The sequence below is a fragment of the Pseudomonas sp. YQ_6 genome, assembly GCF_043103245.1.
Classification (GTDB): Bacteria; Pseudomonadota; Gammaproteobacteria; order Pseudomonadales; family Pseudomonadaceae; genus Aquipseudomonas; species Aquipseudomonas alloputida.
In genome coordinates this window covers 13490-34233 of the sequence record NZ_JBICJR010000039.1, presented here as the reverse complement: position 1 = coordinate 34233, position 20744 = coordinate 13490, and the positions used below count along the sequence as shown (strand labels likewise).

The window sequence follows — 20744 nt, the reverse complement described above, 5'->3', positions numbered from 1 at the left end:
GTGTGAAACCCAATGGCACATACCCTGAAGAGCAAGAAGCAGCTGTTGACCCGGGTGCGCAAGATCAAAGGCCAAGCCGCCGCCCTGGAGACGGCGCTGGAGCAGGACAAGGACTGCCTGGCGATCCTGCAGCAGATCGCTGCCGTGCGCGGCGCGGTGAACGGGCTGATGGCCGAGGTGATGGAAGGGCACATCCGCGATCACCTCGTGGCGGACGGCCTGAGTGCCGAGGAACGGCAGGACGAGGCAGACAAGGTGGCAGCGTTGCTGCGTTCATATCTGAAGTAGGAGGTCGCCGTACCCTTTCACGAATACCCCAGGGGGGTATCAATACCTTCACGGTCCGAGCGGTACGCGAACGAGTTTGTGGAAGCAGGCCAGCGAAGGCTGTCAGTGGGTAAGGGTGGATACCAGTCCGGCGGCATAGCCTGGTAATGCCGCGAAATCCCGCGCGCACACCAGCAGCCGGCGGTTGGCCCATGGCTCCTGCAGCGCCACCCAGTGCAACGGCAGCATGCCTTGCCAACGCTGCACCGCTGCCAGCGGCACCACCCCGATTCCAGCCCCGCCCGCGACCATGCGGATCACCCCATCAAACCCCTCCGCACGCACCCGAACCTGCATGCGCTGCCCCTCGTGCAGCGCTTGCTCTTCCAGGTACAACCCCAATGCACTGCCGGCCCCCAGGCCGACATAGCCATGGGCCAGGCTGTCGACGAAACTTGGCGCCAGCGCACTGGCCAGGGGGTGGCCCGGTGGAGTCACTAGCACCAGCGGGTCGTCTCGAAACGGCCGGTCTGCAGGTGCTCGCTGGGGGCGGCTGTGGACACGATGCCCAAGTCGGCCATGCCTTGGGTAATTGCCTGCACGATGCGCAAACTCGGCAGCTCTTGCACATCCACGCTGACGCCCGGGTTTTCAGCCAGGTAGCTGGCCAGCAGTTCGGGCAGGTATTCGGTCAGCGCAGCGGTGTTGCACAGCAGGCGCACCTGGCCTTGCTGCCCTTGTGCGTATTGGCCCAGGTCGAACTGCAGGCGTTCGACCTGCTGCGTTATCAGCCGTGCATGTTGCAACAATGCCTGGCCAGCCGGCGTTGGTTGTACGCCACGGCGGTTACGTTCCAGCAAGGGAATGCCCAGCGATGCTTCCATGGCGCGGATGCGCGCACTGGCCGCTGGCAGCGACAGATGGCTGCGGCCGGCGCCGGCGGTAATGTTGCCGCACTCCACGGTGTGCTGGAACAGCTTGAGGTCGATCAGGTCGAAATGCATGTGGCTCTGTCCGGGCAAGAGGCTGGCTGAGTATATGGCAGATTCTAACGTCGCCCGGGGCACGGCATCATCGGCCCATGACTACCTTGCTCGCTTTCTACCAGAACATTGGCCCGGCACTGTCGTTGCTGGTTGTACTGACCTTTCTGCTGGCTGGCGCAGTGAAGGGGGTCATCGGCCTGGGCCTGCCGACCATTGCCATGGGCCTGTTGGGCCTGGCTATGCCGCCGGCGCAGGCTGCCGCGTTGTTGATCGTGCCCTCGACACTCACCAACCTGTGGCAGCTGGCCAGCGGCGGGCACCTGCGAGGGTTGTTGGTCCGCCTGGGGCCGATGCTGGCATTGATTCTTGTCGGCACCTTGCTGGGCAGCGCCTGGCTGGGAATCAACACTGGCCCCTGGGCTGCGCATGCGCTGGGGGGCGCCTTGCTGGTCTATGCGTTGTATGGGGTGGTCGGCCCGGGCTTGCAGGTAGCCCCGGGACACGAGCGTTGGCTGGGACCGCTTTGCGGTCTGGTCACGGGCGTTGTCACCGCGTCGACCGGGGTGTTCGTGATGCCAGCGGTGCCTTACCTGCAGAGCCTGGGCTTGAGCCGCGAGCAGATGATCCAGGCCCTGGGCCTGTCGTTTACGGTGTCGACCCTGGCCTTGGCCCTAGGCCTGGCCGGGCAGGATGCCTTGGGTGGCCAGGCGCTGGGGGCGTCGCTGCTGATGCTGGCGCCGGCCTTGCTCGGCATGCTGGCGGGCCAGTGGCTGCGTCAGCGGATCAGCGCGCTGCTGTTCAAGCGTTGCTTTTTCATCGGCCTGGCCGCCCTCGGCGGCCACCTGCTGATCAACGGTTAGCGGACGAAGCGCTGAGCATGTCGACCCTCTGGATATCGAAATCGCGCTCCAGGTAATCCATGCGTTTTTCGAAGAAGGCAGCCATGTGCGGGAGGGCCGAGTGCACGTCCAGCGCGGCCTTGTCGGCCCACACTTCGAAGAACACAAACAGGCTCGGGTCCTGCTGGTCGCGCAGCATGTGGTATTCGATGCAGCCGGGTTCCTGGCGGCTTGGCTCGACGTAGGGACGGAACAGGTTTTCGAACGCATCAGCCATTTCCGGGCGGGTCTTGGCTTTGAGGATAAAGGCGAACGGCTCACTCATGGGGCGCTACTCGGTGATGGGTGGAGACGGTATTTTAAGGCAATAATGTATTGCCCATTCGTGACTTCTGGTCAATTGTATTTTGCCCCGTCACCGCTGTATCCCGCCTCCGCGAGCCTCTAACCTTCCGGCATCAATTTTTGATTCGGCCGTGGAGGCCAGCATGAAAAAGATCCTTCTGCTCAACGGTGGTAAACAGTTCGCTCACTCCGAAGGCCGTCTCAACGCGACCTTGCACGAAGCGGCTATCGCTCACCTGGACCACGCCGGCTTCGACGTGCGCCAGACGTTCATCGATGGCGGCTACGACGCCCAGGAAGAGGTGGAGAAATTCCTCTGGGCCGATGTGGTGATCTATCAGATGCCCGGCTGGTGGATGGGCGCGCCGTGGACCGTGAAGAAGTACATCGACGACGTGTTCACTGCCGGCCACGGCAGCCTGTATGCCAATGACGGTCGTACCCGTTCGGACCACTCGCAGAAATACGGCAGCGGTGGTCTGGTGCACGGCAAGCAATACATGTTGTCGCTGACCTGGAACGCGCCGCAGCAGGCGTTCGATGACCCCAGCGATTTCTTTGAAGGCAAGGGGGTGGATGCCGTGTACTTCCCGTTCCACAAGGCCAACCAGTTCCTGGGTATGACCGGCCTGCCGACCTTCCTGGCTGTGGATGTGATGAAGCGCCCGGATGTGCCGGCGGCGTTGGCAGCTTATGAGGCCCATCTGGACAAGGTGTTTGGCAAGGCACAGTAATTTTATGTCTGTACCAGCCTCTTCGCGGGCTTGCCCGCTCCCACAGGTATTACGCAGGTTTCAAGGACTTTGCAGTACTTGTGGGAGCGGGCAAGCCCGCGAATAGGCCCGTACAGGCGCCGCTGGACTTGGCCTCGACAAGCGGTTATCTAATCCTTGCACAGACCAACCACAGGCCCTGATGTGAAAACCCGATCCGAAGAACTCCAGGTATTCGTCGCCGTCATCGACTGCGGCTCGATTTCCGCTGCTGCCGAGCAGATGGGCCAGACCCCGTCTGCCGTCAGCCGCACCCTTTCGCGCCTGGAGGGCAAGCTGGGCACCACGCTGGTCAACCGCACCACCCGGCGCATGGACCTTACCGAAGAGGGGCGCTACTTTCTTGAGCGCTCGCGGCTGATCCTGCAGCAGATGGACGAGATGGAAGAGCGTCTGTCGATGAACCGCCAGACCCCGACCGGGCGATTGCGCATCAATGCCGCTGCGCCGTTCATGCTGCATGCCATCCTGCCCTGGATCGGCGAGTTCCGCCGCCAGTACCCAGGCATCGAGCTGGAGCTCAACACCGACGACCTGATCATCGACCTGCTGGAGCAGAGCACTGATGTGGCGATCCGTATCGGAGAGCTGGCCGACTCCAGCCTGCACGCGCGCAGCCTGGGTTGCAGTCCGGTGCAGGTGCTGGCCAGTCCGGCGTACCTGGAGCAGCACGGCACGCCACGGCAGGTCGAGGAGCTGGCCGACCACTGTCTGCTCGGCTTCAGCCAACCTGAGTCGCTCAATCACTGGCCGCTACGCCACGCTCAGGGCGATCGCTGGAGCATCCGCCCGGCGCTGGTCGCTTCCAGCGGCGAAACCCTGCGCCAGCTGGCGTTGGCCGGGGAGGGCATCGTCAGCCTGTCGCACTTCATGACCCACGAAGATATCCGCACAGGGCGCCTGCAGGTGCTGCTGAGCGAGGCCAACAATGGCTACCGTCAGCCGATCCACGCGGTGTATTACCGCAACACCCAGTTGGCGCTGCGCATCCAGTGCTTCCTGGATTTCATCCAGCGCAAGCTGGCGATGTACGCGTGCTGAGTTGCCTGATCGCGACAAATCCTGTCCACAGGCGGCGAAACTTCCGACGGTTGATTGCACAGTCGAAGCGCTTCGGCCTTACTGACTGCTCAACAAAAACAACACCAAGGAAGTGTCATGCGTATGGTCCCGTTCCAGTACCTGGCTCTCGCAGCCGCGATCCTGAGCTGTTCCTCGGTTTACGCCGCCACCCTGGAGGGTGGCGCGGTGGCCGCCCCCGATCAATATGGTGCACAGGTGGCCGCCGATATTCTGAAAAAGGGCGGCAACGCGGTGGACGCGGCAGTCGCGACTGCCTTCACCCTGGCGGTGACTTACCCGGAGGCCGGTAATATCGGCGGTGGCGGCTTCATGACCCTGTTCGTCGATGGCAAGCCTTACTTCCTCGACTACCGCGAAGTCGCGCCCAAGGCCGCCACCCGCAACATGTACCTGGACGACAAGGGCGAGGTCATCGAGAACCTCAGCCTGGTCGGGGCACGCGCAGCAGGTGTACCCGGTACGGTAATGGGCCTGTGGGAGGCGCACCAGAAGTTCGGCAAACTGCCTTGGAGCGAGTTGCTGACCCCGGCCATCGGCTATGCGAAAAACGGCTTCAAGGTGGCGGAAAAGCAGTACCAGTACCGCAACGATGCCCAGGGCATGTTCAAGACGGCGACCAACTTCAACGATTACTTCGGCAACATGAAGGTCGGCGAGCTGTTCAGGCAGCCGGAAATGGCCCAGACCCTGGAGCGTATAGCCGACAAGGGCGTGAGCGAGTTCTATCAAGGCAAGACCGCCGATTTGCTGGTGGCGCAGATGCAGGCTGACAAAGGCCTGATTACCAAAGATGACCTCAAGGATTACAAGGCGGTATGGCGTGAACCGATGGCCGTGAGCTGGCGTGGCAATGTGGTGTATACCGCGCCACCGCCGAGCTCAGGCGGTGTGGCGCTGGCCCAGTTGCTGGGCATCAAGGAAGACCGCGCGGCCGACTTCAAAGGGGTGGCGCATAACTCGGCGCAGTACATCCACCTGTTGGCCGAGATCGAGAAGCGGGTGTTCGCCGACCGCGCCGACTACCTGGGCGACCCGGCCTTCACCAAGGTGCCGGTGGACCAGCTGGTGGCCAAGGATTACCTGGCCAACCGCGCAGCCCAGGTCAACCCGAAGGCCATTTCCGCAACCGACAAAGTCAAGCCGGGCCTTGAACCGCACCAGACCACGCATTTCTCGATCGTCGACAAGCAGGGCAACGCGGTCAGCAATACCTACACCCTCAACCTCGACTACGGCAGTGGCGTCGTGGTGAAGGGTGCCGGTTTCCTGCTCAACGACGAGATGGATGACTTCAGCGCCAAGCCGGGGGCGGCGAACGCCTTTGGCGTGGTCGGCGGTGATGCCAACGCGATCGAACCGGGCAAGCGCATGCTGTCGTCGATGAGCCCCAGCCTGATGACCCGCGATGGCAAGGTCGAGCTGGTTATCGGTACCCCGGGTGGCTCGCGGATCTTCACCTCGATCTTCCAGGTGATGAACAACCTGTACGACTACGGCATGCCGCTGGACAAGGCGGTGGCGGCGCAGCGCGTGCACCATCAGTTGCTGCCCAAGGACACCATCTACTTCGACAGCTATGCGCCGCTGACCGGGCGGGTAGCTGAGGAGCTGAAGAAGATGGGCTATGTGCTGGAGGACCAGGGCTGGGAGATGGGCGACATCCAGGCGATCCGCGTCGATGGGGCGAAGCTTGAGACCGCTTCCGACCCACGTGGGCGTGGGGTGGGGATGATCGTCAAGTAGTGCCTGTGAGCACGCCGGGAGGGCTTTGCCCTCCTATCGCGACACAAGGCCGCTCCCACGAGGACCTGCGTACGTCGATCAATATGGGAGCGGCCTTGAGTCGCGAAAGGGCCGCAAAGCGGCCCGAGGTTCCAACGGTCAGACGCGGAATTGGCTGACCAGTGTCTGCAACTGCCCACCCAGCCGCGCCAGCTCTACACTCGACGCTGCCGTCTCGTCACTGGCTGCTGCGGTCTGCTCTGACACATCACGCACATTCAGGATGCTTCGGCTGATCTCTTCAGCCACCGCACTCTGCTGCTCCGCCGCCGCAGCAATCTGCTGGTTCATCGACTGGATGCTCGATACCGTACTGGTGATGCTCTCCAGCGATGACCCGGCCTTTCGCGCCAGTTCGACGCTGCTGTCGGTCAGGGTACGGCTGCCCTGCATGGCATTCGCCACTTGCTGGGTTCCGTGCTGCAGGCTGGCAATCAGCTCTTCGATCTCTTCGGTAGACTTCTGCGTGCGCTGGGCCAGGCCGCGCACTTCGTCGGCAACCACGGCAAAGCCACGGCCTGCCTCGCCGGCACGCGCCGCCTCGATCGCTGCGTTGAGCGCCAGCAGGTTGGTCTGTTCGGCCACCGACTTGATCACGTCCATCACGCTGCCGATTTTCTGGCTTTCCTGCTGCAGCAGGTTCATGGCCTCGGTGGAGCGGTGCATGTCTTCGGCCAAGCGTTCGATCTGGCCAATCGCTTCGCCCACCACGCGGTCGCCGGCACGGGCTTCGTCATCGGCTCCGGTGGCTGCATGTGAGGCCTGCTCGGCATTGCGCGCCACTTCCTGAACGGTAGCGGCCATTTCGTGCATGGCGGTGGCCACCTGGTCGGTCTCGACTTTCTGGCTGTTGGCGCCCGCGCTGGTCTGTTCGGTGACTGCCGACAGCTCTTCGGCGGCGCTGGCGATCTGGGTGACGCCATCGCGGATGCCGCTGATCAGCTCGCGCAGGGTGGTGCCCATGCGCGCGATGCCTTGCTGCAGCACGCCCAGTTCGTCACGGCGGGTGACGCGCATGTGCTGGGTAAGGTCGCCACTGGCGATTTTTTCCACGGCCACCAGGGTGTCTTGCAACGGGCGGGTGATCTGGCGGGTGATCAGCACCGCCGCCAGTACGCCGACCAGCAGCGCCAGCAGTGTGGCGATGGCCTGCAGGCTGCGGGCCTGGGTACTCTCGATGTCACGGCGCTCTAGCTGGATCTGGTACAGCGCGTCACTGCGCTTGACGATGTCGGCGCCCTGCACGGTCATTTCGGCGCGCGAGGTGGTGATGTTGGCAACCGCGTCGCGGAACTGGCGTACGGCGTCACGATAGGCCAGTACCGCGTTTTCGAACTGTTGCAGGCGCGCGTCTGCGCTGGGCAGCTGGCGCTTGAGGTTGTCGGTATCGGCCAGTGCTGCATCCAGCTGGCGCAAGGCGGCCTGCTCGTTGGCGCTGCTGTTCTCGGCGATGTAGCCACGCACATCGATGCGTACCTGCAGCAGTTGCTGGCGGGCCTTGCTGATCAGCTGGTACTGGGCCAGACGCACGCTGTCAGCCTCGGGGCGAGCCATCACCTCCTGGCTAAGCGCATCCATGGCCTGGTCGGCGCGAATGGCCGAGCTGTCCATGGAAACGCGCGCTGCGCGGGTGGCGTCGTAGCCCTGGCGCATCTTGTTCAGCGACAGCTTGTAGGCACTGATGGTATCGCCCAGCTCACCCAGCAGCTTGACGTTCTCCGGGCTTTTGAAGGTGGTGGCCAGGTAGGCCTGCTGCTTGCTGAATGCATCCAGCTTGGCCAGGGTGTTGGCGGCGGCGGTATCGTCGCCGTTGGCGATCATGTACTGCAGGCGCGCAATGCGCAGATCGGTGAGGTCCTTGTTCAGCTGGCCAATATCGCCCATCCAGTTGCTACGGTCGATCAGGCTGCCCAGGCTGGTCCAGCCGGTGAGGGCCAGCAGGCCAGTGAGGACCAGCACCAGGCCGAAGCCCAGGCCGAGTTTAAGGTTGACGCTGATGTTGGCGAACCAGCTGTTCATGCACGCTCTCCAGAAGTTGATTTCGCTCTCTTGATCTTCGATCGCGAGGCGTTGTTGTTCTGGATGCCCGCTGATTCGTGCAGGGGTTATCGGCCATGATTGGGGAAGCTGAAACGCTTTTTCAGCAAAATATCAGCAAGACGGTCTCACTCGCTCCCTGTTGGGCCTGGGATCAGAGGGTGCGTGCGCTGAAGGTGTCGCAGCGGTTCACTTCACCTTCGGCAAACCCGGTCTTGAACCAGCGCACCCGCTGCGCCGAGGTACCGTGGGTGAACGAGTCCGGCACTACGCGGCCGCGGCCTTGCTGCTGCAGGCGATCGTCGCCAATGGCATTGGCCGCATTCAGCGCTTCCTCGACATCGCCTGGCTCCAGCCAGTTCAGGCGTTTCTGCGCCTGGTAGGCCCATACACCGGCCAGGCAGTCAGCCTGCAACTCCTGGCGCACCAACAGGCCGTTGTCGCCCTCCATGCGCTGGCCGGCGCGTCGTGCGGCATCGACCTTTGCCGAAACGCCCAGCAGTGTCTGCACATGGTGGCCGATTTCGTGGGCGATCACGTAGGCCTGGGCGAAGTCGCCAGCTGCAGCGAAGCGGGTTTCCATTTCACGGAAGAACGACATGTCCAGGTACACCCGCTGGTCCGCCGGGCAATAGAACGGCCCGACCGCTGCCGAGGCAAAACCACAGGCCGAATTGACCTGGCCGCTGAACAGGACCAGTTTGGGGTCACGGTATTGTTTGCCGGCCTGGGCGAACAGGGCTTTCCAGGTGTCCTCAGTGTCGCCCAGAATCGAGGCGACGAACTCGGCCTGCTGGTCGTTGGCCGGGGGGGCCTTGGCGCTTGTACCACTGGGGGCCGTTTGCTGTTGCTCCATCTGGCCGGTGAGCTGGCCAAGAATCTGCAGCGGGTCCTGCCCGGTGAGCCAGCCGATGCCGACGATCAGCAGAATCGCCCCGAGCCCCAGCCCCTTGCCGCCGCCGAAGCGCATGCCGCCACCGCCACCTTCGCCCCGGGCATCGACCACGTTGTCGCTGCGTCGGCCTTTTCGCCATTCCATGAATGCTCTCCCGAGCGTGAAACAAGAAGTCAAAGATTAGTTCAGGAAAGCGGCAGGTGTCAGGCAAAGGTGTTAAGCCATAACCATTTGGTTATGTATGAGGTGGTCGATTTCAATATTCATCGCGCGCGACCTGCCGGAAACTGCAAGTCCGCCTGCCACGCCCAGGCGTTCTCATAATTCCAAGAGAGGAAACCGGCATGCCCGCCCAGGACAACAGCCGCTTCGTGATCCGTGATCGCAACTGGCACCCTAAAGCCCTTACGCCTGACTACAAGACCTCCGTTGCCCGCTCGCCGCGCCAGGCACTGGTCAGCATTCCGCAGTCGATCAGCGAAACCACTGGTCCGGACTTTTCCCACCTGGGCTTCGGCGCCCACGACCATGACCTGCTGCTGAACTTCAATAATGGTGGGCTGCCCATTGGCGAGCGCATCATCGTCGCCGGCCGTGTCGTCGACCAGTACGGCAAGCCTGTGCCGAACACTCTCGTGGAGATGTGGCAAGCCAACGCCGGCGGCCGCTATCGCCACAAGAACGACCGCTACCTGGCGCCGCTGGACCCGAACTTCGGTGGTGTTGGCCGGTGCCTGACCGACCGTGACGGCTACTACAGCTTCCGCACCATCAAGCCGGGCCCGTACCCATGGCGCAACGGCCCGAACGACTGGCGCCCGGCGCATATCCACTTCGCCATCAGCGGCCCATCGATCGCCACCAAGCTGATCACCCAGCTGTACTTCGAAGCTGACCCGCTGATCCCGATGTGCCCGATCGTCAAGTCGATCGCCAACCCGCAAGCTGTGCAGCAGTTGATCGCCAAGCTCGACATGAGCAACGCCAACCCGATGGACTGCCTGGCCTACCGCTTCGACATCGTGCTGCGTGGCCAGCGCAAGACCCACTTCGAAAACTGCTGAGGACCCCGCCATGCCAATCGAACTGCTGCCGGAAACCCCTTCGCAGACTGCCGGCCCCTACGTGCACATCGGCCTGGCCCTGGAAGCCGCCGGCAACCCGACCCGCGACCAGGAAATCTGGAACTGCCTGGCCAAGCCAGACGCCCCGGGCGAGCACATTCTGCTGATCGGCCACGTTTACGACGGAAACGGCCACCTGGTGCGCGACTCGTTCCTGGAAGTGTGGCAGGCCGACGCCAACGGTGAGTACCAGGATGCCTACAACCTGGAAAACGCCTTCAACAGCTTTGGCCGCACGGCTACCACCTTCGATGCCGGTGAGTGGACGCTGCAAACGGTCAAGCCGGGTGTGGTGAACAACGCTGCTGGCGTGCCGATGGCGCCGCACATCAACATCAGCCTGTTTGCCCGTGGCATCAACATCCACCTGCACACGCGCCTGTATTTCGATGACGAGGCCCAGGCCAATGCCAAATGCCCGGTGCTCAACCTGATCGAGCAGCCGCAGCGGCGTGAAACCTTGATTGCCAAGCGTTGCGAAGTGGATGGGAAGACGGCATATCGCTTCGATATCCGTATTCAGGGGGAAGGCGAGACCGTTTTCTTCGACTTCTGAGGTGAAGCTTGGGGCCGCTTTGCGGCCCATTCGCGGGCAAGCCCGCTCCTACAACGATCTGCGTACGCCGAGCAACGGGCTGTACGCCGATCAATGTAGGAGCGGGCTTGCCCGCGAATGGGCTGCAAAGCAGCCCCGGCGATACAACGATCAGCGCCGAACCAGCAGAACCCCACTCTCCATATGGTGGGTATACGGGAACTGGTCAAACAATGCACAGCGCTCGATGCGGTGGGTGTCCTGCAACTGGGCAATGTTCGCTGCCAGCGTTTCCGGGTTGCACGAGATGTACAGGATGCGTTCGAAACGCCGGGTCAGCTCGCAGGTATCCGGGTCCATCCCGGCCCGCGGTGGGTCGACGAACACGGTACCGAACTGATAACTCTTCAGGTCGATGCCTTCCAGGCGACGGAACGGCCGCACCTCATTCAGTGCCTGGGTCAGCTCCTCTGCCGACAAGCGTACCAGCCGCACGTTATCCACAGCGTTTTCGTCAAGGTTGCTCAGGGCGGCATTGACCGACGTCTTGCTGATTTCGGTGGCCAGCACCTGGCGTACACGCGTGGCCAGCGGCAGGGTGAAGTTGCCGTTGCCGCAATACAGCTCCAGCAAGTCATCCTCACGCTCGCCAATGGCCTCGAAGGCCCAGCTGAGCATCTTCTGGTTCACTGCGCCGTTGGGCTGAGTGAACGCACCCTCCGGCTGGCGGTAACTGAACACGCGGCCAGCCACATCGAGTTTCTCCACCGCGTAGTCGCGGCCGATAACCAGGCGCTTGCCCTTGGAGCGGCCGATGACGCTCACCCCCAGCGCTTCAGCCAGTTGCCGGGCTTCCACTTCCCAGGCCTCGTCCAGCGGGCGGTGATAGCACATCGTGATCATCGCATCGCCAGCCAGGGTGGTGAGGAACTCCACCTGGAACAGGCGGTTGCCCAGTTCTTCGCTGGCCTGCCAGGCTGCCTTCAGGCGTGGCATCAACGCGTTGATGCGTTCGCTGGCAATGGGGAAATCGTCGATCAGGATTGCTTTGTGCTTCTCGCCCGGGGCGAACATGGCGTAGTGGCGCTGGCCATCCTCGCGCCACAGGCGGAACTCGGCGCGCAGGCGGTAATGCTCGCGCGGTGAGTCGAAAACAGCCGGTTCCGGCGCGCCGAATGGCGCCAGCAGCTCGCGCAGCCGGGCCACCTTGGCGTCCAGTTGGGTGGCGTAGGAGGAGGGGTCGAAAGCAGCACTCATGCGTTGAACCAGCCTAGCTTGATGACGAACAGGATGGAAAGGATCACCAAGGCCGGGTTCAGGTCGCCACGGCGGCCGGAAATCAGTTTGACGGCGGTCCAGGCGATGAAGCCGAAGGCGATGCCATTGGCGATCGAGTACGTCAGCGGCATGGCCAAGGCAGTTACCACCACCGGTGCAGCTTCGGTGACGTCGTCCCAGTTTATTTCCGCCAGGCCCGAGGCCATCAGTACGGCGACGAACAGCAGCGCCGGGGCCGTGGCGAACGCCGGCACGCTACCGGCCAAGGGGGCGAAGAACAGCGCCAGCAGGAACAGCACGGCAACCACGATGGCCGTCAGGCCGGTACGGCCGCCGGCGCTCACACCCGCAGCGGACTCGATATAGCTGGTGGTGGTCGAGGTGCCCAGCAGGGAGCCGGCCATGGCGGCGGTGCTGTCGGCGATCAGGGCGCGGCCCATCTTCGGCATGTGGCCGTCCTTGCCCATCAGGCCGGCGCGCTTGGCCACGGCGATCAGGGTGCCGGAGTTGTCGAACAGGTCGACGAACAGGAACGCGAAGATCACGCTGATCAAGCCCACATCAAGGGCACCGGCGATGTCCAGCTGCAGGAAGGTGGGTGCCAGCGAAGGTGGCATCGACACGATCCCCCCGAACGGCGTGACGCCCATGGCGATCGACGCGACGGTGACGGCCAGGATGCCGATCAGCACCGCGCCGCGCACTTTCAGCGACTCAAGGCCGACGATCAGGAAGAAGCCCAGTGTGGCGAGAATCACCGAAGGCTGCTTGAGGTCGCCCATGCCCACCAAAGTGGCTGGGTTATCGACGACGATGCCGGCATTATGCAGGGCGATCAATGCCAGGAACAGGCCAATACCGGCGGCAATCGCCGAACGCAGCGGCAGCGGGATGCTGTTCACGATCCACTCGCGGATGCGGAAGATCGACAGCAGGAAGAACATCACCGCCGACAGGAACACGGCACCCAGTGCCACCTGCCAGGTGTGGCCCATGTGCAGCACCACGGTGTAGGTGAAGAACGCGTTCAGGCCCATGCCCGGTGCCAGGGCGATCGGGTAGTTGGCAATCAGGCCCATGGTGGCGGAGCCGATGGCTGCTGCCAGGCAGGTGGCGACGAAGATCGCGCCCTTGTCCATGCCGGTCTCGCCGAGGATGCTCGGGTTGACGAACAGGATGTAGGCCATGGCCAGGAAGGTGGTGACGCCCGCGAGAATCTCGGTGCGCACGTTGGTGTTGTGTGCTCTTAGTTGAAACAGCCTTTCCAGCATGCCCGCTCCCCAAGGCGCCCCCGGCGCCATGAATGTATCGACCCCATCAGCAAAGCACAGACCGTACCGGATGCCGTGGTTTTGTGTGGGGAGGAAAAAAGCCGCGCATCATACCAGCATGCATGGCGGGGGCCTATGGCCGTTGGGGAATGGGTTTTTCTGGCCCTTCACGGATAAAGTCCCCTGCAGGCGCGGGCTTGCCCGCGAACAGGCCGGCACTGGTGACGCATCACCCGTTATGCAACCGGTCCCGCTTGGCCAGGGTAGGGAACAGTTTTATCCACACCCCGGTCACCACCAAGGTGCCCACCCCGCCCAGCACTACCGCCGGCACTGTACCAAACCAGTGCGCGGTCACTCCCGATTCGAACTCACCGAGCTGGTTCGAGGCACCGATGAACAAGCCGTTCACTGCGCTCACCCGCCCTCGCATTTCATCCGGTGTCTCCAGCTGCACGAACGAGCTGCGAATGACCATGCTGATCATGTCTGCCGCACCTAGTACCACCAGTACCGCCAGCGAGAACCAGAACGACGTCGACAGGCCGAAGGCGATGGTCGCCACGCCGAACACGCCGACCGCAGTGAACATCGTCCGCCCGACGTTGCGCTGGAACGGGAAGCGCGCCAGCCAGAGCGACATCAGCAACGCCCCCACCGCTGGCGCCGAGCGCAACAGGCCAAGGCCCATCGGCCCGGTCAGCAGGATGTCCTTGGCAAATACCGGCAGCAACGCGGTGGCTCCGCCCAACAATACGGCGAACAGGTCCAGCGAGATGGCGCCGAGGATGTCGGGCCGGCTGCGAATGAAGCGGATGCCAGCCAGCAGCGATTCGATGCTGGCGCGCCCGCGCTGTGCGATCTGGCCGCGCGCCTGCAGGGTCAGGGTCAGCACGCAGGCAATGGCGTACAAGGCCACCGTCGGGCCGTACACCCACATGCTGCCAAAGGCATACAGAAAACCGCCCACCGCCGGCGCCACGATGGTCGCCGACTGGGTGGCCGAGGCCGACGCCGCCACTGCCCGCGGGAACAGCCCGGCCGGTACCACATTGGGCAACAACGCCTGGGTTGCCGGCATTTCGAATGAGCGGCTGGCGCCGAGCAGGAAGGCCAGGGCAAAGATCAGTTCGCGGGTGACGTTGTCGGTGGCACTGCCCACCGCCAGCGCCAGGGCAATCAGCCCCTGAAGGCTCTGGCACAGGGCGGCGACCTTGCGTCTGTCATAGCGGTCGGCGACATGGCCGGTGTGCAGCATGAACAGCACCCGTGGGGCGAACTCGACCAGGCCGACCAGGCCCAGGTCCAGTACGTTGCCGGTCAATTGGTAGAGGTGCCAGCCGATGGCCACGGTGAGCATCTGGAAGCCGCTGGCGGTGAATACGCGGGCCAGCCAGAAGGCCAGAAAAGGACGATGGTGACGCAACAACTGCGGTGCGGAATCGGACATCGGAAACCAGGGGCCTCGGCGCAGTAGAGGGGGGCGCAGCGTATCATCTGTTTGTAACAAACGGTTACTGTTTGCTCAGGTCGGCACTTTTCTACTGTTAATCAAAGAGGGTGAGGCAACAGGTCACGCGGCAATCCACCACACGGCCCTCCGGGCCATTCGGGACTATGCTTCCTAGCATTAATTGATCTGGGTCAATCGTTCCAGATCAATGAAATGGCCGTCTGGCCGGAATCCCTGCGATCGAACAGAACAATTCCAACACGCCGTACTCGACCCAGTGGGGGCAGTGGGCGACTGGGGCCACAAGCCCGGACGCCGGATTATCTGAAGAGGAAGCACCATGTTCGGAATAGAGGCCTTAGAGCTCGCCCGAATGCAGTTTGCCTTTACCGTGTCGTTCCACATCCTGTTCCCGGCCATCACCATTGGCCTGGCCAGCTACCTGGCAGTCCTCGAAGGCCTATGGCTGCGGACCCACAACCAGGTCTACCGTGACCTCTATCACTTCTGGTCGAAGATCTTCGCCGTCAACTTCGGCATGGGCGTGGTCTCCGGACTGGTCATGGCCTACCAGTTCGGCACCAACTGGAGCCGCTTCTCCGACTTTGCCGGTGCCGTCACCGGCCCGCTGCTCACCTACGAAGTACTGACTGCGTTCTTCCTCGAGGCGGGCTTCCTGGGCGTCATGCTGTTTGGCTGGAACCGCGTCGGCCGTGGTCTGCACTTCTTCTCCACGGTGATGGTCGCGCTCGGTACGCTGGTCTCGACCTTCTGGATTCTCGCCTCGAACAGCTGGATGCAAACGCCGCAAGGTCACGAGATCATCGATGGTCGGGTGGTGCCGGTGGACTGGTTTGCGGTGGTGTTCAACCCCTCCTTCCCCTACCGCCTGATGCACATGGCCACTGCCGCGTTCGTGTCCACCGCGTTCTTCGTCGGTGCCTCGGCGGCCTGGCACCTGCTGCGCGGGCGTGACAACCCGGCCGTACGCAAGATGCTGTCGATGGCCATGTGGATGGCACTGATCGTCGCCCCGATTCAGGCAGTGATCGGCGATTTCCACGGCCTCAATACCCTCAAGCACCAGCCGGTGAAAATTGCCGCGATCGAAGGCCACTGGGAGAACGTGCCCGGTGAGCCGACTCCGCTGATCCTGTTCGGTATTCCCGACATGGAGGCCGAGACTACCCGGTTCAAGATCGAGATCCCGGCGCTCGGCAGCCTGATCCTGACTCACAGCCTGGACAAGCAGGTGCCGGCGATGAAGGAGTTTCCGCCCGAGGACCGGCCTAATTCGACCATTGTGTTCTGGTCGTTCCGGATCATGGTCGGGCTTGGTTTCCTGATGATCTTCGTTGGCCTGTGGAGCCTGTGGTTGCGCAAACGCGGCACGCTGTACAGTTCACGCCCGTTCCTGCATGTGGCCCTGTGGATGGGGCCATCCGGGCTGATCGCGGTGCTGGCCGGCTGGTTCACTACCGAAATTGGCCGCCAGCCCTGGGTGGTGTACGGCCTGATGCGCACGGCGGACGGTGTTTCCAACCACAGCTACGCCCAGCTCGGCTTCACCCTTGTGGCATTCGTGGTGGTGTACTTCGCCCTGTTTGGCACCGGCCTTGGCTACATGATGCGCCTGGTGCGCAAAGGGCCGCAGACCGGTGAGGGTGACGAGCACACACCGGGAGGCCCAGGCCAGAAACGCACGCCGGCACGGCCTTTGTCCGCCGCCGATGATGGCCGCGAGGCCACCTCTGCCAGCCTGAACAAGGGGAACTGAACCATGGGTATCGACCTTCCACTGATCTGGGCCGTGATCATCATCTTCGGCGTCATGATGTACGTGGTGATGGACGGATTCGACCTGGGGATCGGCATGCTCTTCCCCTTCGTCAAGGGCGAGCAGGACCGTGATGTAATGATGAACACTGTCGCGCCGGTATGGGACGGCAACGAAACCTGGTTGATCCTGGGCGGTGCCGGACTGTTCGGGGCCTTCCCGATGGCGTATGCCGTGGTCCTCGAGGCCCTGTACCTGCCCCTGATCCTGATGCTGATCGGCCTGATCTTCCGGGGCGTGGCCTTCGAGTTCCGCTTCAAGGCCAAGGCTGACAAGCGGCATATCTGGGACAAGGCTTTCATCTGGGGTTCACTGATCGCCACCTTCTTCCAGGGCGTGGCGCTGGGCGCGTTCCTGGAGGGGTTCAAGGTGGTCGACCGGCATTTTGCCGGTGGCACCCTGGACTGGCTGACGCCGTTCAGCCTGTTCTGCGGGCTGGGGTTGATCGTGGCCTACACCCTGCTGGGTTGCACCTGGCTGATCATGAAGACCGAAGGGCCGCTGCAGCAGAAGATGCACGATATGGCCCGGCCGCTGGCGCTGGTGCTGCTGGTGGTGATCGGTATCGTCAGCCTGTGGACGCCAATCGCCTACCCGCAGATTGCCGACCGCTGGTTCAGCATGCCCAACCTGATCTGGTTCATGCCGGTGCCGCTGCTGGTGCTGGTGACCTTCTACGGGTTGCTCAAAGCGGTGGCACGCAACGCGCACTACACGCCGTTCCTGCTCACGCTGGTACTGATCTTCCTTGGTTACAGCGGCTTGGGAATCAGCCTGTGGCCTAACATCATCCCGCCGTCGATTTCGATCTGGGATGCCGCAGCGCCACCGCAAAGCCAGGGCTTCATGCTGGTGGGTACCCTGTTCATCCTGCCGTTTATCCTCATGTATACCTTCTGGAGCTACTACGTGTTCCGCGGCAAGGTGACCCACGAAGACGGCTATCACTAGGAGGGCCGCATGATGGCTGGCAAGCATGGTTTGGAAGACAAGAAACCGCTGTGGCAGCGACTGGGTTGGCTGTTGCTGATCTGGGCGATGAGCGTCGCAGCGCTGGGTGTGGCGGCCTGGGTGATGCGGCTGTTCATGGGGGCGGCGGGCCTGACCACACACTGATAAAGAGCGGCAGCGGGCTTGCCCGCGAAGCAGGCAACGCGCTAGATGGCACCGGCGTTGCCGGTGTTCGCGGGCAAGCCCGCTCCTACGGGGGCGGTGGCGCGCTTACTTGCGGGCTTTCAGAATGACGAACTTGGGCGTTGCCGCCACCTGCTCCACCCCCCGGAACAACCGCGCCAGCTTGCTGTGATAGCCCAGGTGCCGGTTACCCACGATGTACAGCGCCCCACCTACCACCAGCGCTTCACGCGCCTGCTGGAACATGCGCCAGGCCAGGAAATCGCCTACTACCTGCTGTTGGTGGAACGGCGGGTTGCACAGCACCACGTCCAGCGACTGTTTCTCCAGCCCGGCCAGGCCATCGGCCGCGAAGAAGGTCGCCGGGCGCTCGCCCAACGCTGCCAGCCAGTTCTCCCGCGCCGATTGCACTGCCATGTACGACTCGTCGACCAGGGTGTACTCGGCCTCCGGGTTGGCCAGGGCGCTGGCGATCGCGAGCACGCCGTTGCCGCAGCCCAGGTCTGCCACCCGTGCACGGCCGAGGTTGCGTGGTAGATGCGGGAGGAACGCCCGCGTCCCGATATCCAGGCCTTCACGGCAGAACACGTTGGCGTGGTTGACCAAGTCAAGAGCCGGCGTGTCGAGGCGGTAGCAGCTGGGGTAGGGGGACTTGGCGAGCGGCCGCTCGGCAACCGTTGCTGTCAGCAAACGGGCCTTTTTCAGTGCCAGCGAAGCCTGTACGGGGCCGATGTACTTCTCCATCAGGTCGCCGGCCGCGCGCGGCAGGTGCTTGATCATCGCCCCGGCAATCACCTGCGCACCGGGTGCCAACTGGCCTTGCAGGCGGATCAGTTGTTCTTCCAGAAGGGCCAGGGTCTTGGGCACACGCACCAGCACCCGGTCGAACGGGCCTTGCCAGTGTTCGCTGGCCGGTACGAACGGCACACTGTCGAACGGCAGGCTATTGCGCGCCAGGTTCTTTTCCAGGGCCAGGTGCCCCAGGTGCGAGTCACCGCTGCTGACCACCTGCAGCTGGCCTGCAAGGCTTGCGGCCAGGGCACCGAAGCTGTCATTGAGCACCAGTACCCGGCAATTGGCGTCGGGTGCCTGATCGTGTAGCTGCGCAAGCAGGTACTCGTCGGCGGCATCGAAGGCCTGCAACGGGTCGTTGGCCTGCTCCGGCTGGCGGATCAGGTCGAGTTCGGCGTAGGGGGTGGTCAGCAGGGGCATGGCGTCTGGCTCGGGTACGAAACTGCCCGTTGCGGTTCGCGCCGGGCTTTGCCGGGCGATTCTACAGGGCTTTGCCCAAGGTCGCAGGTTTGAAGGTCAGATCCAGCCACGCAAGGCGGCAATGGCAATGGCTCCGGCCTTGTTGGCTGCGTTGGTCTTGGTGATCACGCTGCGGATATGGAAGTTGACCGTGCTTTGCGACAGCGAGAGGATGGAGGCAACATCGGCAGCGGTCTTGCCGGCGGCAGACCATTTCAGCACTTCCAGTTCGCGCTCGCTCATTTTCGGCTGGGGTGGGCATAGCGCGTTCAGATGGTGCTCGCCCAGTACCGCGTGAAGGGCGTGGCACAGCCACTGCACACTCCCGGCTTTGTCGTACAGTTCGACCTCATCGATGGGGCCGTTTGGCCGAGCGACACTGATCTGGCTTTCGTTATGCTGCTGATCGTGAAGCGACTGTGTCCAGCCGTGGCGCAAGCCATGCAGGCAGGCCATTTCGCGAAATTGCGGGGCTTCCTTGTAAAGCTCATCGGTCCACAGCACCGGCATCGTCGAGCTGTGGCTCAGGTTCGCCGCCGGGTCCTGCTTGTAGAAGTCGTCGCGCTGGTAGCGCTCGATCCACTCACTTGGGTAGTTGCTATAGAGGTACAGCCTTGGCGTTTGCGTAGCGATCTGAATGCGGATGTTCAGCCCAAGGTAATCCATGTCCAGGTCCTGAGCCAGATGGACTGCAATGTCGAATAGCTTCTGCGGGCTGCGTTCGCTGACGAACGCCTGAAGATACTCGGGTTTCCAGTGAAGCATCTGAAACACTCCTTCGGGTGCACAGGATCCAATCCGTTTGAGTACCCGGATGATTGTAGGAAAAGACCTACCATCCTGTTGGGATTTTTTTGTTATAGCGAACAGGATTTTCTGCGAGTTCGGCACGTTCATCCTGGATGAGGCCCTACAAAGCGGTGGTTTTTATCCTGGCCACTTTAGGCGACACTGTGCACACGCCAACCCTGGAGCCCGATATGACCGCTAGCGCCGAAAAGTTCACTCGCCAGACACTGCTTGATGTTCAGCCACTGACGCCGAACCTCTTCAGCCTGCGGGTTACGCGCGATGCCGGGTTCCGCTTCCGTTCCGGCCAATTCGCCCGGCTAGGTGTGACCAAGGCCGATGGTAGTGTGGTGTGGCGCGCCTATTCCATGGTCAGCGCCCCCCATGACGAGCACCTGGATTTCTTTTCCATCGTGGTGCCAGGTGGTGAGTTCACCAGTGAGCTGAGCCGTTTGGGTGCAGGCGATACGTTGCTGATCGACCGCCAGGCGTTCGGTTTTCTCACCCTCGACCGCTTCGTCGGAGGTCGTGACCTGTGGCTGCTGGCTACCGGTACCGGCATTGCGCCATTTATGTCGATCCTGCAGGACTTCGAGGCCTGGGAGCGCTTTGACAGCATCAAGCTGGTGTATTCAGTGCGCGAAGCGAAGGAGCTGGCCTATGTGGATGAAATTGCCGGCCTGGAACAGCGCGATTACCTGGCCGAGTACGCGGGCAAGTTGCAGTTCATTCCCGTGGTGACCCGTGAACAGCACCCCGGGGCCTTGAATCAGCGCATTACCACGTTGATCGAGAATGGCGAGCTGGAGAAGGCGGCAGGGCTTGAACTGTCGCCGGAGCATTCGCGGGTGATGCTGTGCGGTAACCCGGAAATGATCGACGAAACCCGCAAGGTCCTCAAGGCGCGAGACCTGCAACTGAGCCTGAGCAAGCGGCCCGGGCAGGTGGCTGTCGAGAACTACTGGTAAGACAATTGCGGCCGTTGTGGGCCTGTAGGCGCGGGTTCACCTGCGAAAGGGCCGGCCCTACTGGCCAATTTCCACCCGCCGTTCACCGTTGCCGCCG

General features: G+C 62.8%; 19 protein-coding genes and 1 pseudogene. 11 read left to right on the top strand and 9 right to left on the bottom strand.

All coding sequences use genetic code 11. The features are described from left to right. Positions 1-12 precede the first annotated feature (12 nt). Entirely contained in the window at positions 13-288 is a 276-nt protein-coding gene (locus tag ACF8FG_RS13425; RefSeq protein WP_003251584.1) for a metal/formaldehyde-sensitive transcriptional repressor, read from the top strand. Between the two features lie 102 nt (positions 289-390). Here ACF8FG_RS13425 and ACF8FG_RS13420 read toward each other — a convergent pair. Continuing rightward, positions 391-1271 (bottom strand): annotated as a pseudogene (locus tag ACF8FG_RS13420) (LysR family transcriptional regulator). A gap of 77 nt (positions 1272-1348) precedes the next feature. Between ACF8FG_RS13420 and ACF8FG_RS13415 the strand changes: the two are divergent. Further along, positions 1349-2113, top strand: a complete 765-nt coding sequence (locus tag ACF8FG_RS13415) for a sulfite exporter TauE/SafE family protein (RefSeq protein WP_014592367.1) — start codon at positions 1349-1351, stop codon at positions 2111-2113. Here ACF8FG_RS13415 and ACF8FG_RS13410 read toward each other — a convergent pair. Continuing rightward, positions 2103-2417: a putative quinol monooxygenase gene (locus ACF8FG_RS13410; protein ID WP_010955318.1), complete on the bottom strand. Its 315-nt coding sequence runs from the start codon at positions 2415-2417 to the stop codon at positions 2103-2105. The genes ACF8FG_RS13415 and ACF8FG_RS13410 overlap by 11 nt on opposite strands. Positions 2418-2580: 163 nt before the next feature. On the opposite strand from ACF8FG_RS13410, the gene ACF8FG_RS13405 reads away from it, so the two are divergent. The 3 genes from ACF8FG_RS13405 to ggt all read left to right on the top strand — a co-directional run bounded on the left by ACF8FG_RS13405 (position 2581) and on the right by ggt (position 6036). Next, complete coding sequence (locus ACF8FG_RS13405; RefSeq protein ID WP_014592365.1) at positions 2581-3171, top strand: NAD(P)H-dependent oxidoreductase; 591 nt, start codon at positions 2581-2583, stop codon at positions 3169-3171. A 183-nt stretch (positions 3172-3354) separates the two neighbouring features. Continuing rightward, positions 3355-4251: a LysR family transcriptional regulator gene (locus ACF8FG_RS13400; protein WP_014592364.1), complete on the top strand. Its 897-nt coding sequence runs from the start codon at positions 3355-3357 to the stop codon at positions 4249-4251. A gap of 117 nt (positions 4252-4368) precedes the next feature. Beyond that, complete coding sequence (gene ggt / locus ACF8FG_RS13395) at positions 4369-6036, top strand: gamma-glutamyltransferase (protein ID WP_019438406.1); 1668 nt, start codon at positions 4369-4371, stop codon at positions 6034-6036. Positions 6037-6174: 138 nt separating this feature from the next. On the opposite strand, the gene ACF8FG_RS13390 is transcribed toward ggt, so the two are convergent. Together ACF8FG_RS13390 and ACF8FG_RS13385 are read right to left on the bottom strand one after the other, a co-directional pair. Further along, positions 6175-8136, bottom strand: a complete 1962-nt coding sequence (locus ACF8FG_RS13390) for a methyl-accepting chemotaxis protein (RefSeq protein ID WP_371923976.1) — start codon at positions 8134-8136, stop codon at positions 6175-6177. Positions 8137-8266: 130 nt separating this feature from the next. Beyond that, positions 8267-9151 (bottom strand): neutral zinc metallopeptidase, encoded by an 885-nt coding sequence (locus ACF8FG_RS13385; RefSeq protein WP_014592361.1) that lies wholly within the window; start codon positions 9149-9151, stop codon positions 8267-8269. Positions 9152-9351: 200 nt separating this feature from the next. On the opposite strand from ACF8FG_RS13385, the gene pcaH reads away from it, so the two are divergent. Both pcaH and pcaG read left to right on the top strand, forming a co-directional pair. Continuing rightward, positions 9352-10071, top strand: a complete 720-nt coding sequence (gene pcaH, locus ACF8FG_RS13380; RefSeq protein ID WP_392518854.1) for a protocatechuate 3,4-dioxygenase subunit beta — start codon at positions 9352-9354, stop codon at positions 10069-10071. A gap of 10 nt (positions 10072-10081) precedes the next feature. Then, the gene (gene pcaG / locus ACF8FG_RS13375; protein ID WP_010955312.1) at positions 10082-10687 is read left to right on the top strand and encodes a protocatechuate 3,4-dioxygenase subunit alpha; all 606 of its coding nucleotides are present in this window, start codon (positions 10082-10084) and stop codon (positions 10685-10687) included. A 150-nt stretch (positions 10688-10837) separates the two neighbouring features. Here the strand turns inward: pcaG and trmA are convergent, their stop codons facing one another. The 3 genes from trmA to ACF8FG_RS13360 all read right to left on the bottom strand — a co-directional run bounded on the left by trmA (position 10838) and on the right by ACF8FG_RS13360 (position 14665). After that, positions 10838-11923: a tRNA (uridine(54)-C5)-methyltransferase TrmA gene (trmA, locus tag ACF8FG_RS13370; RefSeq protein WP_004575991.1), complete on the bottom strand. Its 1086-nt coding sequence runs from the start codon at positions 11921-11923 to the stop codon at positions 10838-10840. Continuing rightward, positions 11920-13215 carry an NCS2 family permease gene (locus ACF8FG_RS13365; RefSeq protein ID WP_014592360.1) on the bottom strand — a complete coding sequence of 432 codons (1296 nt, stop codon included), beginning with the start codon at positions 13213-13215 and terminating at the stop codon, positions 11920-11922. Before ACF8FG_RS13365 ends, trmA begins: the two co-directional genes overlap by 4 nt. A 229-nt stretch (positions 13216-13444) precedes the next feature. After that, entirely contained in the window at positions 13445-14665 is a 1221-nt protein-coding gene (locus ACF8FG_RS13360; protein ID WP_019438404.1) for an MFS transporter, read from the bottom strand. Between the two features lie 343 nt (positions 14666-15008). Here ACF8FG_RS13360 and ACF8FG_RS13355 point away from each other — a divergent pair, with 343 nt between their 5' ends. The 3 genes from ACF8FG_RS13355 to ACF8FG_RS13345 are packed head-to-tail and all read left to right on the top strand — an operon-like array spanning position 15009 to position 17621. Further along, entirely contained in the window at positions 15009-16445 is a 1437-nt protein-coding gene (locus ACF8FG_RS13355; protein ID WP_019438403.1) for a cytochrome ubiquinol oxidase subunit I, read from the top strand. A gap of 3 nt (positions 16446-16448) precedes the next feature. Further along, positions 16449-17456, top strand: coding sequence for a cytochrome d ubiquinol oxidase subunit II (gene cydB, locus ACF8FG_RS13350; protein ID WP_003251612.1), 1008 nt, complete (start codon positions 16449-16451; stop codon positions 17454-17456). A gap of 9 nt (positions 17457-17465) precedes the next feature. After that, positions 17466-17621: a DUF2474 domain-containing protein gene (locus tag ACF8FG_RS13345; RefSeq protein WP_003251614.1), complete on the top strand. Its 156-nt coding sequence runs from the start codon at positions 17466-17468 to the stop codon at positions 17619-17621. Between the two features lie 105 nt (positions 17622-17726). Here the strand turns inward: ACF8FG_RS13345 and ACF8FG_RS13340 are convergent, their stop codons facing one another. Both ACF8FG_RS13340 and ACF8FG_RS13335 read right to left on the bottom strand, forming a co-directional pair. Continuing rightward, positions 17727-18851, bottom strand: coding sequence for a methyltransferase (locus ACF8FG_RS13340; protein WP_392518852.1), 1125 nt, complete (start codon positions 18849-18851; stop codon positions 17727-17729). 96 nt (positions 18852-18947) lie between these two features. Then, complete coding sequence (locus ACF8FG_RS13335) at positions 18948-19655, bottom strand: autoinducer binding domain-containing protein (RefSeq protein WP_014592356.1); 708 nt, start codon at positions 19653-19655, stop codon at positions 18948-18950. 215 nt (positions 19656-19870) lie between these two features. Here ACF8FG_RS13335 and ACF8FG_RS13330 point away from each other — a divergent pair, with 215 nt between their 5' ends. Beyond that, positions 19871-20647: a ferredoxin--NADP reductase gene (locus ACF8FG_RS13330; protein WP_014592355.1), complete on the top strand. Its 777-nt coding sequence runs from the start codon at positions 19871-19873 to the stop codon at positions 20645-20647. Positions 20648-20744: the final 97 nt, after the last annotated feature.